The sequence below is a fragment of the Mycolicibacterium obuense genome (assembly GCF_055397605.1).
The window spans coordinates 4,784,717-4,799,628 of record NZ_AP043663.1; the positions used below are offsets into that span (position 1 = coordinate 4,784,717).

General features: G+C 63.7%; 13 protein-coding genes. All 13 read right to left on the reverse strand.

Features of this window, described 5'->3' with window-relative positions; translation table 11 throughout:
* Positions 1 to 10 precede the first annotated feature (10 nt).
* Entirely contained in the window at positions 11 to 595 is a 585-nt protein-coding gene (locus ACZ50N_RS23010; RefSeq protein ID WP_464473846.1) for a DapH/DapD/GlmU-related protein, read from the reverse strand.
* Positions 592 to 1,926 carry a Wzz/FepE/Etk N-terminal domain-containing protein gene (locus tag ACZ50N_RS23015; protein WP_464473847.1) on the reverse strand — a complete coding sequence of 445 codons (1,335 nt, stop codon included), beginning with the start codon at positions 1,924 to 1,926 and terminating at the stop codon, positions 592 to 594. The genes ACZ50N_RS23010 and ACZ50N_RS23015 overlap by 4 nt, the downstream gene beginning before the upstream one ends.
* Positions 1,926 to 3,308 (reverse strand): tyrosine-protein kinase domain-containing protein, encoded by a 1,383-nt coding sequence (locus ACZ50N_RS23020; RefSeq protein ID WP_464473848.1) that lies wholly within the window; start codon positions 3,306 to 3,308, stop codon positions 1,926 to 1,928. The genes ACZ50N_RS23015 and ACZ50N_RS23020 overlap by 1 nt, the downstream gene beginning before the upstream one ends.
* Entirely contained in the window at positions 3,305 to 4,114 is an 810-nt protein-coding gene (locus ACZ50N_RS23025; RefSeq protein ID WP_048421827.1) for an SGNH/GDSL hydrolase family protein, read from the reverse strand. Before ACZ50N_RS23025 ends, ACZ50N_RS23020 begins: the two co-directional genes overlap by 4 nt.
* Positions 4,111 to 4,752: an SGNH/GDSL hydrolase family protein gene (locus tag ACZ50N_RS23030; RefSeq protein WP_157850913.1), complete on the reverse strand. Its 642-nt coding sequence runs from the start codon at positions 4,750 to 4,752 to the stop codon at positions 4,111 to 4,113. The genes ACZ50N_RS23025 and ACZ50N_RS23030 overlap by 4 nt, the downstream gene beginning before the upstream one ends.
* A gap of 59 nt (positions 4,753 to 4,811) precedes the next feature.
* Positions 4,812 to 5,882 (reverse strand): glycosyltransferase, encoded by a 1,071-nt coding sequence (locus ACZ50N_RS23035; RefSeq protein WP_464473849.1) that lies wholly within the window; start codon positions 5,880 to 5,882, stop codon positions 4,812 to 4,814.
* Positions 5,883 to 5,980: 98 nt separating this feature from the next.
* Positions 5,981 to 7,003: a GDP-mannose 4,6-dehydratase gene (gene gmd / locus ACZ50N_RS23040; RefSeq protein WP_048421829.1), complete on the reverse strand. Its 1,023-nt coding sequence runs from the start codon at positions 7,001 to 7,003 to the stop codon at positions 5,981 to 5,983.
* Positions 7,000 to 8,409, reverse strand: coding sequence for a glycosyltransferase family 4 protein (locus ACZ50N_RS23045; protein WP_330218716.1), 1,410 nt, complete (start codon positions 8,407 to 8,409; stop codon positions 7,000 to 7,002). Before ACZ50N_RS23045 ends, gmd begins: the two co-directional genes overlap by 4 nt.
* 4 nt (positions 8,410 to 8,413) lie before the next feature.
* Positions 8,414 to 9,880: a sugar transferase gene (locus tag ACZ50N_RS23050; protein ID WP_166429248.1), complete on the reverse strand. Its 1,467-nt coding sequence runs from the start codon at positions 9,878 to 9,880 to the stop codon at positions 8,414 to 8,416.
* 68 nt (positions 9,881 to 9,948) lie between these two features.
* Positions 9,949 to 11,541 carry a KamA family radical SAM protein gene (locus ACZ50N_RS23055; protein WP_464473850.1) on the reverse strand — a complete coding sequence of 531 codons (1,593 nt, stop codon included), beginning with the start codon at positions 11,539 to 11,541 and terminating at the stop codon, positions 9,949 to 9,951.
* Positions 11,538 to 12,926, reverse strand: coding sequence for a flavin monoamine oxidase family protein (locus tag ACZ50N_RS23060; protein ID WP_133414490.1), 1,389 nt, complete (start codon positions 12,924 to 12,926; stop codon positions 11,538 to 11,540). Before ACZ50N_RS23060 ends, ACZ50N_RS23055 begins: the two co-directional genes overlap by 4 nt.
* A complete protein-coding gene (locus tag ACZ50N_RS23065; RefSeq protein WP_464473851.1) occupies positions 12,923 to 13,144 on the reverse strand; it encodes an acyl carrier protein in 222 nt (73 codons plus the stop codon). The genes ACZ50N_RS23060 and ACZ50N_RS23065 overlap by 4 nt, the downstream gene beginning before the upstream one ends.
* On the reverse strand, positions 13,141 to 14,613 hold the full coding sequence (locus tag ACZ50N_RS23070; protein WP_237165618.1) for an AMP-binding protein: 1,473 nt from the start codon (positions 14,611 to 14,613) through the stop codon (positions 13,141 to 13,143). The genes ACZ50N_RS23065 and ACZ50N_RS23070 overlap by 4 nt, the downstream gene beginning before the upstream one ends.
* Positions 14,614 to 14,912 lie beyond the last annotated feature (299 nt).

Here is a 14,912-nt window from a genome sequence, read left to right on the forward strand (position 1 = left end):
CTCATTCGGTTCAGGAACGCTGGACGCGCGGTTCGCTCGCAAGCAGGGTCGTCTCAGGGGGCACATCGCCGGTCACCACCACCGTTGCTCCGATGGTGACACCGTCTCCGATGCGAGTCCCTCGCAGGACGGTCGCACGCGCCGCGACCCACACCGAATCTCCGATGACGATGGGAGCGTTGTCGAATTCGAAAGTGGGACTGCGTCGGTCATGGCTTCCGGTGCAGATGAGCACTCCCTGGGAGATGCAGGTGTTGGACCCTATCGTCACGTGCTCGAGGTTCAGGATCCACACCTCCTCGCCTATCCACGAGTTGGCTCCGACCTCCAGTTTCCACGGCCAGTGGATCTTGACCTGGTGTCGAATCAGGACTCCGGCACCGATTCTGGCACCGAAGATACGAAGAACCATGATTCGAAACCGGTTGGGACACCACCACTTCATCAGAAGTTCTCGTGCGATCAGCCACAGAACCTGGACGCCGATGCTGCGGCCGCGCTCGTATCCCCGCCCGGTGAACCCATCGAGGGAGAAGCGGCGGCCCGCCTCCGACATCGTGCCGGGAACCCGGTCAAAATAGGCCAGCTCGTTCATCGGAAGCCTTTCGACGTCTTCTGCGGATGCTCGGGGGCTTTCACCTTGGCCATCACCACGGTCAGGAGATGCGCCCGCGCCGCGGTCAATTCGCTGATGGCTCTGGTCACGTCCCCGCGATGTGACCTCGACGTGTCGACCACCAGCAAATCGGCGTCCACGACCGCAGACAAGACCGACGCAGCGCTGCTGTCGTTCACGGACCCGGTCACGATCACCACGCGATCGAACTCCTTGCGAAGGTCGTCGACGAAAGCGCTCATCACCGCCGACGAGAGCAACACCCCGATGGCATGGCTCCCGCCGTGAGGGACGACGGACAACTGGGGACGGACGGTGCTGTGGAGCACGTCGTCAAATCCCGCACGGCCTAAGAGCAGATCAGTCAGTCCCGGGCTGTCACCTGCCACTCCGAACCACGTGGCGTCCAGCGAGGAATCTGCGGCGATGAGTGCGGTGCTACGTCCCGTTTCGGCGAACGCCGCAGCGATACCGCCTCCGAGCGCCACGGCCGGCCGCCCAGAGGTAGCCGGTGCTACGAGGAGGACCTGCGGCGCTGGATCATGCGCGTCCAGCTGTACCCGGAGGCGTCGAAGGCCCTCTGACTCCTCAGAGCGTGAGGTGTCGAACAGGTTGTGCTGGGGAGAGGCGTCCGGATCAGGCACCAGCAGAGGGCCTGCAGTAGGTGCACCCGTGAGCCGGCCGAGTTCTTCGGCCGAGTTGATGCGGCGCGATATGACAGGGATCAACGAAAGGCACAGCAGGCCGATCATCAGGCCGCCGATACACCCGTACACAGCGTTCGTGACGACATTCGGAGAACTCGGTGTCGAAGGTATCTGGGCGCGGTTGACCACCGTGATCGTCGAGCGCGGCGTGCTCTCGCCGATCGGCGTCTCCAGCGGACCGGCGTACTGGATGAACTCATCCGCCAGCGTGTTGGCGATTTCGGTGGCGCGTTCAGGAGACGGATCAGTTGCGGACAGGTCGAGCAGCACCGTTCGCGGCACGATGGCAGCGTGAACCTTCGACGACAGCTCGTCCGCCGACAACGGCAGATGCAGTCTGTCGACGACGCGCCTGGTCAACTGCTGGCCAGAGATCATCTGTGCGTACGACTGAACACGCTGCTCCGAGAATTGGCCTCCCGAGTAGGCCTCAGATGAGCTATTGCCCCCGCCTGTGGCCGCGACGAACAGTCTGGTCGTCGCCGTGTATTCACGAACCTCATGAGTGCTCACCAGGTTCCCGAAGAAGATCCCGACGAGCGCGGTGATCGCGAGTACCCACCACCTACGCCGTATCGCGCTGACGACGGTCTGGAAATCCATCACGGTCTCCTCGTTGGAATCGAAGTGGGGAACGCCTGCGGGCCGGACGATCCGCCGGCGCCGTCGACAGGACTTCCGTTGCTGCCCGGACGATCTCGCCGTTGCCCGCAAGCGCTCTGGGTGACGAACACCACCCCCAGCACCTGTCCGGCCGCGAGCGTCAACTGTTGGCATGCCGAACGCAATGCGTCGAACGTGGTCTGGCGCGCCCTGGCGACAAGCACGATGGCATCGGCGTGTCGAACAAGTCGCACCGCATCGCTGAACTCGAGCACCGCGGGGGTGTCCACGATCACCCAGTCGTATGAGCTGCGGAGTTGGTCGAACATGCGCTCCGTGCCCGGGTGATCGGCTGTTGCTCCCGGGTCCCCATCGTTCGAACCGAACGGGATGACAGTGATTCCGTGCCACCCCGCGGAAGCGATCGACGCACCGCCGTGGACGAGCCCGCTGACGGTCTGCGCATCGTCCAGCCCCAGAACCCGGGCCAATTGAGAGCCTCGCGAATCGAAGTCGACGATGGCAACGGTGGAACCTCTGCTGGCCAGTGCCCGTGCCGCGATCAGGGCTGTACCGGTTTTTCCTGAGGATCGTTCAGCCGAGGCCACCATGATGACCTTCGACCCGAGGATCGCGAGCCGGTCCAGGGTGCCTCGAAGCTCCCGGCCGGACTCTTCGTCCCACGGTCGAGATTCCGCGGACTGCCACGGCACCGAACGGATGGTCGCCAGCACAGGAGTCTCTGTGGCTTCCGCAGCATCCTCGGGGCGACGAAGCCGCCCGTCGAGAAGGGCGACGACCACGGCGACGAAGGCACCGGCGATCAGGCCGACGACTGCTGCGATACCGAGGATCAGCCCGAGCGGCAACCTCCCGGCTCGTCCGTCCGAGGACGGCGCCCTCACGGGAATCAAGTCCACCCGGGGAACCAGTCCCGCCGACACCGTTTCCAGCGCGTTGATACTTCGGCGAAGTTCCTCGATGTAGGCGTTGCCTATCGCTTGGGCCTGCAGCGGGGTGTCACCCGTCGTCGTCAATTGCAAGAGCACGGTGTCATGGACCGGGGAGAGGTTGGCGCGGTCGATCATCTCCTCGGGGGCGATGTCCATTCCGAGGTCGTCGATCACCCTCTTGGCGATCTCCGGACTCCTGCTCAGGGCGAAGTAGGTGTCGGCTCGCTGCCTGGCATAGTCGTCGCCCTCGTAGAAGCTCCGCTCGTCGTCCCGAGGCGTCGTCACGAAAAGCACTGCCTTGGCTGCATATTCGGGCGGCTTCGCGATGAAGAACAACGCTGTCGCGAGAACCGACAGCAGCGTGAACGCGACGGGGATCCGCCACCAGCACCGGAGCACGAACACGTAATCAGTCAGGGTCGAGTTCATGATGGATGCGTGACCCCCTGCGCCTTCAATGCTCTGGTCAGCAGCTCAGCGATCTTCCTCACTCCGGCGAAGGTGGGGTGAATCCCGTCGTCGCCCACGTACGGCGATGTGTCGATACCGACGAACCAGCCCAGCGCTCCAGGATCGATGAACTCGACATCGTCGAACTCGGGGTTGGAGCGAAGAACCGAACGGAACTCGTGGCCTATCGTCTCCCCCGCCAGAGATGGCGGCCTGATCACCGGCTCGTTGAGGAACCATGGTCCGATCACGATGACGTGGCTGTTCGGCCAGGACTCGACGACCTGCTTCACGGTGTACGCGAAAATCGGATCGACGTCGGAGGTGGCGAACTGCATGTCATTTCGGCCACCGTCGAGGACCACCACATCCGCGCGATACATCTCTCGCAGACGCGGTAACCGCTCTACGAACGATGTGGACGGCAAGTCGGGTTGGGTGACCTCGAGCCGGTGTCCAGGGCCCCCGCTGAGGTAGCCCGTCCCGCCCTCCGCAGCGATGTTGCATTCCCACCCCAGTGCCGTCGCCGTCAGGCAGCCGTAGCTCAGATCCGGTGTGGTCGGACCCTTGGTGTACGAGTCACCGATGAACAGGACAGCGGGTGCCACCCGACTCGGCAGGGTGGGTGGAGCAGCAATGGTCTGCAGTGGTGGCCCGTCCGAGCTCGCTGCAGATCCGTTCAGGATGACACGAGGGACAGCTATGGCAGCCGCGATCGAGAGGACGACGAGAAGAATCGTCGATCGACGGGGCATCGCGACGCGACCGTGGAATCCGGCGATCATGGGACGACCATCCTGCTGGTACCGCGGATCTGTGCCAGGAGAAGTGGCCTCAAGCGTTGTGCCAGCACGGACTGACCCTCGTCGGTCGGTGCCACATTCCGCCGCATCAAACCGTCGGCAGCAAGCCAATTCTCATCGATCAGAGACACATAGGTTGTGTGAGTGCCGTTGGCCGCTTTCGCGATATCCGAGTCGAGTGTCATGAAGACACCAGGCACCGGGTGCTGATGCCAGATGGGACCGAACACGACGAGCGAGGCGTCGGGGGCTCGTCTGCTGAGTTCGGTGAACAGATCGACGGCCGACTGAGTGATCTGTTGGTCGGGAAGCGCCACATCGCCGACACCACCGAAGACCACGATCACATCAGGCTTCGAGGCGAGGGCCTTGTCGACCTGGTCGGCGAAGTGTCCGCTCTGCCCCGCCCGGCCGGCATAACTGGAGTTGGCCACCGCAACATTGGAGATGCTGAGCGGGGATGCGGCGGCAACCAGCGACGGCCATGTCACGTCGTTGTCGGAGCCCGCGCTGTACGAATCGCCGATCACCGAAATGCGCAGCGGTCCATCAGCAGAAGTGGATAGCGACTCTCCACCACGGCTCGTGAGAACGACGGTCACGCCGGCCGTCGCCGCCACGAGTAAGAATGCCAGCGCCACAGTCGCGATCGCGGATCGCCACGAGGAATGCCGCAATGTCATGGCAGCCACCTGCGGAAGTGTGCCGCGACGGAGTAGCTCGTCTCCAACCGTTGGCCCACATACGACATACCGAGGTCATGCTTGACGGCACTGCGCCCACGTTCACCCAGTCTTAATGCGATGTCCGGCGCTGAGAGAAGGCGCTCGACGGCCCGGGCAATGTTCGACGGTCCGGGTTCGATGACGATGCCGCAGTCGTACTTTCGCACCATGGGCGCCAACCCGCACTGATCTGTCACGACAACGGGGAGGCCGACAGACATCGCTTCGAGCACGGCCATCGGGTACGGCTCCGGGCTCAGCGACGGTAGTACGAATATCGATGCCTGCTGCATGCGTGCCGGACCCGCCCCACTTTCTACCGGGCCGACCCAGTTGATGTTGGGCGCCTGGGCGGCAAGCTCCTGAACCTTCCTGCCTTCGCCCTCGTCCGGCCCGATGAGCGTGTACTCCGCGGTTATCCCTCTCGCGTTCAACTCTTGTGCCGCCGCGACGAAGTCAACGGGGCGCTTGCGCTGATGGAGCCGTGCCAAGTAAAGAACCTCAGGTACCCCCCGCGAGTGTGTCGCGGCCGGATACAGCGGTACGCCGTTCGGGAGCGGGGTGAGTCGAGCGTTCCCGCCGGCGATCTCATCGAGTGCGTCACGCTCATCCGTCGTCAGATAGAAGACTTCGTGTGCCTGGCACAACAGTTTCCGAACGATCGTGCGGTCGATCATCGGTGCGAGCGGATGTGCTTCGGGCAGGATCATGCCGTGGGCCTGCAGCACATAGGGCAATCGCATCCGCATCATGGCCACTGCCAGTGGCAACAGGACGAGGTCGCGCGCGAGATGGACGTGTGCAGCGTGGAACTGGCTGTGCGACCGAAGGAACCATGTCACGAGTTTGGGCGCAGACAGACCTGCAAACCCGACGCGAGGAACCAACCGCACAGCGGGCCGGACGACAAGTGGGTTACCCTCCGCCCAGGTGGGTCTCACGTCGAAGCCTCGCTCCGCCGCCGCGAGTGTCACCGAGTGACCGCGGATGCGCAGTGCCGAGGCCTGATTGAGCGAGACCCGCACGGGTCCGCCGTACGCACCGTCCGGGGTGAGCAACGTGACCGCGTGGAGTATTCGCATGCACTCCGGGTCACCTGTCCGCGTCGCCATGGGATCGGTTGCTATACCCGGCCGGCCAACTGGGGCGTATCGACCCATGGCGTGCCCGCACAGCGGAGAGCCTCGATATCGGCGTCCACCATGATCGCGGCGAGATCAGGAGTTCGTACCTCGGCTTTCCAATCCAGCACTCGCGCTGCCTTCGATGCATCACCGATCAGCGCGTCGACCTCGGTCGGACGGACATATCCCAGGTCGAACCTCACGTGGTCCTGCCAATCGAGCCCCGCCCGTTCGAAAGCGATGCTCACGAAGTCCCGGACAGTGTGGCCCTGGCCTGTCGCCAGTACGTAGTCATCCGGCTCGTCGACCTGCAACATCCGCCACATGCCGTCCACGTACTCGGGTGCGTAACCCCAGTCACGGACGGCGTCGAGATTGCCCAGATACAGGTCGTCCTGCAGCCCGGCCTTGATCCGCGCGACCGCCCGGGTGATCTTCCGGGTCACGAACGTTTCGCCGCGGCGCGGGGATTCGTGGTTGAACAGTATTCCGTTCACCGCGAACATGCCGTAGGCCTCGCGGTAGTTCTTGGTGACCCAGTAGGAGTAGACCTTTGCGGCCCCGTAGGGCGACCGCGGATAGAACAGTGTCTCTTCGTTCTGAGGGGGCGGTGATGCGCCGAACATCTCCGAGCTCGACGCCTGATAGAACCGGCATTGCACTCCTGAGAGCCGCACCGCCTCCAACAGCCGGATCGACCCCATACCTGTCGTGTCGCCGGTGTGTTCCGGCTCGTCGAAGCTCACGCGGACATGCGATTGCGCGCCGAGGTTGTACACCTCATCGGGCGAGATCTGCGACAGCAGCGTCACCAGACGGGCTCCGTCCCTGAGGTCCCCGTAGTGCAGATGTAACCGGGCATCCGGATCGTGCGGATCCACGTAGAGATGGTCGATGCGCGAGGTGTTGAACGTCGATGATCGACGGATCAGGCCGTGCACCTCGTAGCCTTTGTCGAGGAGCAGCTCAGCGAGGTACGACCCGTCCTGGCCGGTGATCCCGGTGATGACAGCCTTCTTCATTCTTGTCCCTTCCTTCGTTCCGAGAAGTCGGTGAGCGCTTTGGCGAACGTCACGAAGTGCTGCCGGCCGAGACGTTCGGAGAACTCCGCCTCCCCGAGCCGCCTTGCGTTGTCGGTGAGGCGGACACGCAGCGCATCGTCGGACCGGATTTCACACAGGCCGCTGACGAGCGCTTCTGGGTCGCCGTTCGGCACCAGCAGTGCTGCGTCGCGTGAGCTCAACAACGATCCGGTGATGCCGTTTTCGGCGACCGCCGCAAGGATGGGTCGCGATGCGATCGTGTACGAGGTGAGCTTGCTGGGTAACGACATCTCCCTGACCCCAGGACGTTCGTGGACGAGTAGCACGTCTGCCGCAGCGAGGGTGAGTGGATAGATCGCCTCGGAGACTGGATCGACGAACCGAACCCCGTCCAGTCCGCGGGCCTGGTGTTCCAACGCCTGCCTCGTGTTGCCGTCCCCCACGAACACGAACTCGAATTCGCCTGGGTAACGCACGGCAGCGACTCGGGCAGCCTCCAAGGCATGATCCAGGCCTTGTTTCATCCCCATGTTCCCGGTGTGCACAACAGTGAGACGGCCGGTGTCGCGCCAGCCCAGTGCGCGTCTGGCCGCCGCTGGAGCGAGATTCGTAGGAGTGACATGAGAGAACAGGGGTACCTCGACGATCCGTCGATCGTCCACTCCTCCCGCAACCAGCGCCGGCCGGAACCCCTCCGTGACAACGCCAATGCGGTCGGCACGGCGTAGCACGGAATACTCAGCTGCTGCAATGTGATTCGCGACGCGTCCACCCGTACTTCCCGATTGAACCGCAGCTTTTCCCACCTGGTCATGCACGATGGCGCCGAACGGACGTCGACGCCGGCCCACCATGCCGGCTACCGCAGCGCCCAGCAACGGCGTCACGGCGATCACGATGTCGGCACGTGTCGCGAGGACAGCAGGAGCGCTCAGCGCCGCGAAACTCAGTTCCAGGCGCATTCGCCCGAGGAGGCCGGGATTGTGTGGAACCGCATGGCGTAGTCGCACGATGTCGACCGAGCCGGAACCCGTCGGTCGGGCCGGTGATTCACGCCATCTCAGCCCCGTCTGATACTGGGGGTCGACCACGCGCCACTCGGGGTAGTGCGGAACGCCGGTGACGACCTTCACAGCGGCGCCGGCATCGGCAAGGGTGTCGACGAGCAACGAGTTGTAGGGTGCGCTACCCGATGATTCGGGGCGGAAATGGCAGGCGACAACGCACACCTGAAGACCGGCCAACGAGCCTGCGCTGGAGTCTGCACCGTATCGTGCGACAGAGTCCGACACGCTCGAGTCGGATACTCCGCCGACAGCATGTGAGTCGGTCATCTCGGCGTGCGGCACACTCGAGGACTTCATCAATGTCCCGTTCCGTGTCATGGCTCTAATACGCTCCGTGGCGTTGGAGAACTGTCCGCACCGTCCGCAGAACGATCACCAAATCCTGTACGTATGACCAGTTGTCGACGTAGAAGTGGTCCAAGCGAATGCGCTCGGCAGCAGATACGTCAGATCTCCCGGACACCTGCCACAGACCGGTGATTCCTGGTTTGACGAGACCCCTGCGCTCGATGAAGTACTCGACAGAAGACCCCTCGCCGGGAACCAGCGGTCGGGGACCGACGATGCTCATCGAACCGGCGAGAACGTTGAACAGCTGAGGGATCTCGTCGATGCTCGTCTTCCGGAGCCACCGGCCGATCGGCGTGATGCGCGAGTCCGTGGCCGACTTGAAGAAGATCCCATCCGACTGGCCAGAAACGATCCGCTCCGTCTCCAATTCAGCCTCGGACTCCGGCTTCATCGTTCTGAACTTCACGATGCGAAATTGAATTCCGTTGTAACCGACACGATCCTGGCAGAAGAACACCGGTCCGCCGTCGTGCCACTTAATTGCCGCCGCAACCATCAGCATCACGGGGCTGAGCAGGACCAACGCGATGGTTCCCACGACCAGGTCGAAGAAGCGCTTGTGGTAGTGCAACGCTCCGTCATGGCGGGGTCGTGCCACGTGGAAGAGCGGCATGTTGTCGATCGGGCGGATCTTCAGTCGGGGACCGACGATGTCGACCATGCCCGGCATGACGATGAGGTCAGTCCCCAACGAGTCGAGTTGCCAAGTCAGGGTTCGCATGTGCTCGTGGCCGAGGTGCTCAGCAGAAGTGACGGCGAGTGCATCCGCATTGGTGAGGCTCACCACCTCCGCCACGGAATGCTGATTACCCAGCACCGGCACGGGCCCGGTCCGTGTGTCGATCTCGAGACCGACTTTGCCCTGATAGTCAGGCAAGCAGGCGCCGACCACACGGTAGCCAGCATGACTGCACCGATTGAAGGTGTTGCACAGTGCTATCACCGAACGTGGCTTTCCCAGCACGACCACCTGGCTCGTGAACGCACCACGCGATCTCTTCCTGGCGAGATCCCTTCTCAGAAGGTGTCTTCCCGCAAGTAGCCCCACCAGACCGACCGGTAGTGCGATGGCCAGATAGCCGCGGACCAATCCGAGCTGGAGGAGCAGATCCGTGACAGCGATGATGCCGAAAGCCCACGCGGTCGCGGTGACCACCCGGCGATACTCCTCGGAACCAATTCCCGTCAGCGAGAGATCCCATGACTCCTGCAATCCCAGGGCGGCCAGCCAGACGACCGCCAGGATGATCGAGCACGCGGTCACGTATCGCCAGTGATCACCCATCCCGGGGCTGGTCGACTCCGGAAGACCGAATCGAGCGACTTGAGCGACCGTCACAGCCACCACCACAGCAACCGCATCCGTCGCGATCACGTGCCGTCTGTGCATCTTCTTCCATTGACTCGCGCGCGCTTTGGCTTCAGTGACCTGCTTCATCACTCGGTCGGCAGACTCCGACCGGAGACGGATCGTGGACCTGAACCGGCGAACGAGGGGCGGCGCAGTCATTCTGTGCAGCCTCGGGTGGTCGCCATGTCTCGCATATCCAGCGCCTCCTCGTCTCTGCGGACGTTCAGATGCAGAGTCGACGCTTGCTGCCTGTTCACCCCAACGGCGGCACCGTACGGTTCACATACGGTGCCGCCGATCGGGGCGGGCTCGGAAGAGTCACTCTCGTCAGCGAGAAGTGCTGTTTCGCAGCCGCGGTGGCCGTTCTTGCGCCACCACGCTTTGCCGAGTTCCGGCAGGGTGTCGATCGGATCGAAGTACGGGTACGACCGGTTCAGGGCGTCGTCGTCCGCACCCTCCAGAACGGTGCGGTAGTTCTTGTTCCAGTAGGAGACTCCGAGGTTGCGATCGTAGCGAACTACCTGGTGTACCCAGCGTTTTCCGACGAAGGGAACATCGCAGACCACACGCGGTGTCGCGAAGCCGGGTAGATAACCCATGATCGACAGTTGCAGCTGCTGTGCGTGCCACAGCGGTGTCCGCCAGTGCTCGGCATTCGGGATCATGTCGCACATGTAGAAGTAGTAAGGGAGGATGTTCGCCTCACCTTGCAGCGCAAAGCACAGATCGAGAAGGTCCTCAGTGGTGGCGTTGACGCCGCGCATCAGGACACCTTGGTTTCGCACATCTCGAAGCCCGGCGTCGAGTAGGGCGCGGGCCGCGGCGGCGACGAGTGGAGTCACCGATTGCACATGGTTGATGTGCGTGTGCAACGCCAGATTGACACCTCGTCCGGCTGCGAGGTGCGCTAGCCGGTTGACCCCGTCGAGCACCTTCGTCTGCAGCCAGTGCTGCGGCAATGCGGCGAGCGCCTTGGTGGCCAGTCGGATGTCGCGGATCGTGTCGATCTCCAGTAGTTCAGAGATGAACGACTCCAACCGCGGCCAGGGAACATTGCCGACGTCACCCCCCGAGACCACGACGTCGCGAACCGTCGGGGTGGCGCGCAGATAATCGAGCATCTGTCGTTGCCGATCAGCCGGCTGGAGAGTCAGTCTCGTCTTGGTGACCGTCGGCGTCGAGTTGCCGATGAGATCCATCCGCGTGCAGTGAGCGCAGTATTGCGGACACGTCGACACCAATTCGGCAAGGACCTTGGTCGGGTACCGATGGGTCAGGCCCTCCACCACCCACATATCGCTCTCGTGCAGCGAATCCCGTTCGGCGTAGGGGTGAGAGCACCATTCGGGGTGACGGTCGCTGAGCACAGGGAGCATGTAGCGCCGAATCGGATCGGCATGGAACAACTTCGTGAACGTGTCGCGCGCCGAATCCCACTGCGGCGCCATCGTATTGAGCATCTGCGGCGGCAACAGCATCGACATCGTCGCTCGGTGCTGCTGATCGGCGGCCAGGTCGGCATAGAACTCCTCCTCGAGGAGATCGCCCATCACGGCACGGAGTTGACCGATGTTCTTGAGTGAGTGCGCCCGCTGCCATTGCGGATCGTGCCAATCGGAGGGGGACACCTTCGCCCAGCCTGGATATCGCCGCCAGTCTGGCTCGACCAACAGCCTGCGCACGTACATGTACGGCTGATCGGTGACCGCGGTGAAGCCAGACCCGTCGCTCTCGAAGACCGTACTCATCGGACCAGCACCTTCGATGAGTCGGTTGTGGCATCTGCCGCATCGATCACTTCGGCCGCGGCGCGTCGACCCGACCTGATCGCGCCTTCCATCAAGCCGAAGTACTCCAGGCTGGTCTCCGTTCCTGCCCAATGGATCCGTCCATGCGGCTCGGTGAGTGTCGGTCCCAGGCGAAGCCAGTCGCCCGGCCCGAACAACGCGGCGTAGCAGCCCCTGCTGTACTTTTCGGTGATCCAGTCGGTAATCGAGCAGGTGTCCGGTGGAGGAAGTTGCGGGAAGAGTCGCGCGACATGGGCTAGTGCCGCGTCCCTCTGACCGGCCGGCGACAGTGCGGAGAAGGCAGACGCTGCCGCTCCGGTGACAAACCCCGTCAACACACCCGCGGACTCATCGGATGGCGAGTCATCGACCGTGGACAGCAGCGGCCCGCTGGTGCTCACCGACCACCCGGAGAGCCCGCCCTCACGCCAGATGGGCGACCGGTAACCCAGGTGGACTTTGATGGCGCAGCCGCGGCCCGTGGCGGTGGTGGCCCGCGGTGTGCTCAAACCCGGACGGAAGTCGATGCGCTGAGCGAGTAGCGGCGGTACCGCGACGATCACGCGATCAGCCCGGAACTCAGACTGCCGGTGAGCGGTGTCGGTGACGCACCGCACGACCACACCGTGATGGTCCTGATCGATCGCAGCGACAGGTTGATTCACGTGCACCCGATCACCGAGTTGCTCCGCCAGCTCCTCGGCGAGCAAGTGCGCACCGCCGTCGATCCGCCACTGCTGCGCCCCGCCCTCGAAAGCGTTGAGGTATCGAAGGCCTCCGCCGGACCGAAGGTAGAACGCCATGTGCAGAACGGAGATCGCCGCAGGATCAGCGGCCATCATCTCGCCGAGGAACAGAGGAAAGAAGGTATGAGCGTCTGGACGCGCGATCCCGTCCACGAGCCACCGTTGCGCAGAAAGCCGGTCGAGGCGGTCGGCGTCGGGGGTCAGCCACGGCGCATTCGGCCGGACTGTCTCGACCAGATCTTCGAGACGGTCGAACAGGTCACCGAGCGCGACGGCGTCCAGTGGCGGCACCCTGCTCGCAGTAGTCGTGCGTTGATCGTCGATCAGGAAGGTGCTCTCGCCGCTCATGCCAGTTGACACCAGGTCGAGGCGGTGATCGTCGACGAGCTGAAGCAGTTCGGTGTGTTGGCGTCCGAGGTAGGCCGCACCTCCGTCGGCGACGACACCCGAGGACATCGGCACACCGCGCATGCGACCACCCACCCGGTCGCGAGCTTCCAGGACGGTGACCTCGGCTCCTGACGCGGCCACGTCGCGGGCCGCGATCAAGCCGGCGAGGCCGGCGCCGACCACGACGACACGCGTGCTGGCCCCAGTCATGGCGCCACCACCGCAACGAGATCGAATAGCTGAGTGGCCGTTGGGTTCTCGACGAGGTCGTCGTACACGAGTTCCATCCCGAAGTCGCGAGCGATCGCGCTCAGCACCCTGGTTGCCAGCAACGAGTCACCCCCGAGCTCGAAGAAGTCGGAGTGTTCGTCCACCTCGGTGGTTTTCAGGACCCGCCGGAAGATCTCGACGATATGTTCGGGACTCACCGATTTGCTCCTTGGTTGTTTCCGTTGACGAGGGCTCGGCGTGTTGCCGCACGGTCGACCTTGCCGTTGGCGGTGTATGCCAGCGCCGCGACGAAATTCACGCGTGTAGGCACGAATTGCGCAGGTAGGCGCTCGCGCAGGAATGCCTTCAGTTCGGCGGTGGTGGTGGGTCGGCTCGCGACCACGTACGCCGTCAATGACGTTCGTCCCAGGAGCCTCTCACCGACGACGACGGCGCCGGTGACTGCCGGATGGGCGTTCAGCTGCGTCTCGACCTCGGCTGGATGGACCCGAACACCGAGTACTTTGAGCTGTTGGTCCACTCGACCATGCGAATACAGCATCCCGCCGGCTCGGTGGACGAGGTCTCCGGTGTGGAACCAGCGGGCCGGCCCGGTCCCATGGTCGGCGACCGTGAACGACGTCGCAGTCAACTCGGGCAGGTCGAGGTACCCGGTGGCCAAGCCCGGTCCGGACACCAGCAGCTCACCGTCAAGGGTGACATGGTCGCGCACGTGAGGGAGTGGCCGACCGATCGGCGCCGCCTGGTGCGCACCGTTCGGGGGTTCAGTTCCCGGTCCGCTGAGTTGTGCGGCGTGCGTGATCATCGTCGTCTCAGTGCACCCGTAGGTGTTGAGCAGGCAGACGTCGTGGAGATCGAGAGCCCGCCACTGCTCCAGACGAGTGGGATCGACACGCTCACCGCCGATGACCACGAGCCGGACGCTGCCCGGGAGGGAGATCCGCTCCTCGTGCAGGAAAAGTACGAGTTCGTGCCAGAACGCCGTGGGCAGATCCACGACGGTGATCGCCTGCTCTGCGAGCATGCGCACGAAGGCCGGGAACGAACCGCTGTGAGCAGCGTCGTCGAAGACCAGTGCCGACCCAGCAGTCAGGGCGGGCAGGATCTCCTCCAGGCAGGTATCCCAGCCGAGCGAGGCGAACTGCAACACACGGTCCGCGGGAGTGAGGGCGAAAAGCAAACGCAGTGCCCGCACTGTGACGGTCAGCGCAGACCGCGACACCGCAACGGGTTTGGGCGTGCCGGTCGAGCCCGAGGTGCACAGAACATAGGCGGCGTCGCTCGGACGCCAGCGCAGCTCCGGGAGGTCGTTCTCGACGTCTACTCGGGGATCTTGCGTTGCGGATAGCAGACGGTCGACACCCATGGCCGTGGTGAGCGCTTGCACCCTCCCGGCCGGTAGCGCGGCGTCGATGGGGCAGTACGTGGCCTGGGCCCGCAATACGCCCAGCAGCTGGTGTGCCACGGCGGGATGGTGTGATACAAGCACGCCGATACGACCCGGCATCCCGTTGAGCTGCGCAGTCTGAGAGTGGACATTCAAGGCCGCGGCTCGCACCCGATCTTCCAGTTCCCCGTAGCTGATGGATGTCCCGTTGTGCACCAGCGCTGCGCGGTTCGGCCAGTCGCGTGCCGCGGCAATGAAATCGTCGATGATGTCTGCCACATGCTCGGCTTCACACTCAGGGAGAAGGGCGGTCGGTATTTCGCTGTGAGACAGCGTTTTCCAGATATCGAGGCTTCGTTCGACCGAAGACTCGATCACTCGTTGCAGCTGTGGGTTCATTCGACTGTCCGCCCTACGCCAGCGAACGTGTGTCGGCACGTCGCGATGTATCTCCCAGTGATCACTGACAGATTCCGAGCTCGTCCATGCAAGAGCGCTGTCGAGGTAGTCGAACTGCTGTCACTGACTTCGCTATGTGTTGCGTTCCGGAGCGCAACAGCCCCGCCCGGCGCCGGCCA

Excerpts from the sequence above, each read along its gene's own strand:
- ACZ50N_RS23010 (WP_464473846.1), bottom strand. The coding sequence starts at position 595 with ATGAACGAGCTGGCCTATTTTGACCGGGTTCCCGGCACGATGTCGGAG.
- ACZ50N_RS23015 (WP_464473847.1), bottom strand. The coding sequence starts at position 1,926 with ATGGATTTCCAGACCGTCGTCAGCGCGATACGGCGTAGGTGGTGGGTA.
- ACZ50N_RS23020 (WP_464473848.1), bottom strand. The coding sequence starts at position 3,308 with ATGAACTCGACCCTGACTGATTACGTGTTCGTGCTCCGGTGCTGGTGG.
- ACZ50N_RS23025 (WP_048421827.1), bottom strand. The coding sequence starts at position 4,114 with ATGATCGCCGGATTCCACGGTCGCGTCGCGATGCCCCGTCGATCGACG.
- gmd (WP_048421829.1), bottom strand. The coding sequence starts at position 7,003 with ATGAAGAAGGCTGTCATCACCGGGATCACCGGCCAGGACGGGTCGTAC.
- ACZ50N_RS23045 (WP_330218716.1), bottom strand. The coding sequence starts at position 8,409 with ATGACACGGAACGGGACATTGATGAAGTCCTCGAGTGTGCCGCACGCC.
- ACZ50N_RS23050 (WP_166429248.1), bottom strand. The coding sequence starts at position 9,880 with ATGAAGCAGGTCACTGAAGCCAAAGCGCGCGCGAGTCAATGGAAGAAG.
- ACZ50N_RS23055 (WP_464473850.1), bottom strand. The coding sequence starts at position 11,541 with ATGAGTACGGTCTTCGAGAGCGACGGGTCTGGCTTCACCGCGGTCACC.
- ACZ50N_RS23060 (WP_133414490.1), bottom strand. The coding sequence starts at position 12,926 with ATGACTGGGGCCAGCACGCGTGTCGTCGTGGTCGGCGCCGGCCTCGCC.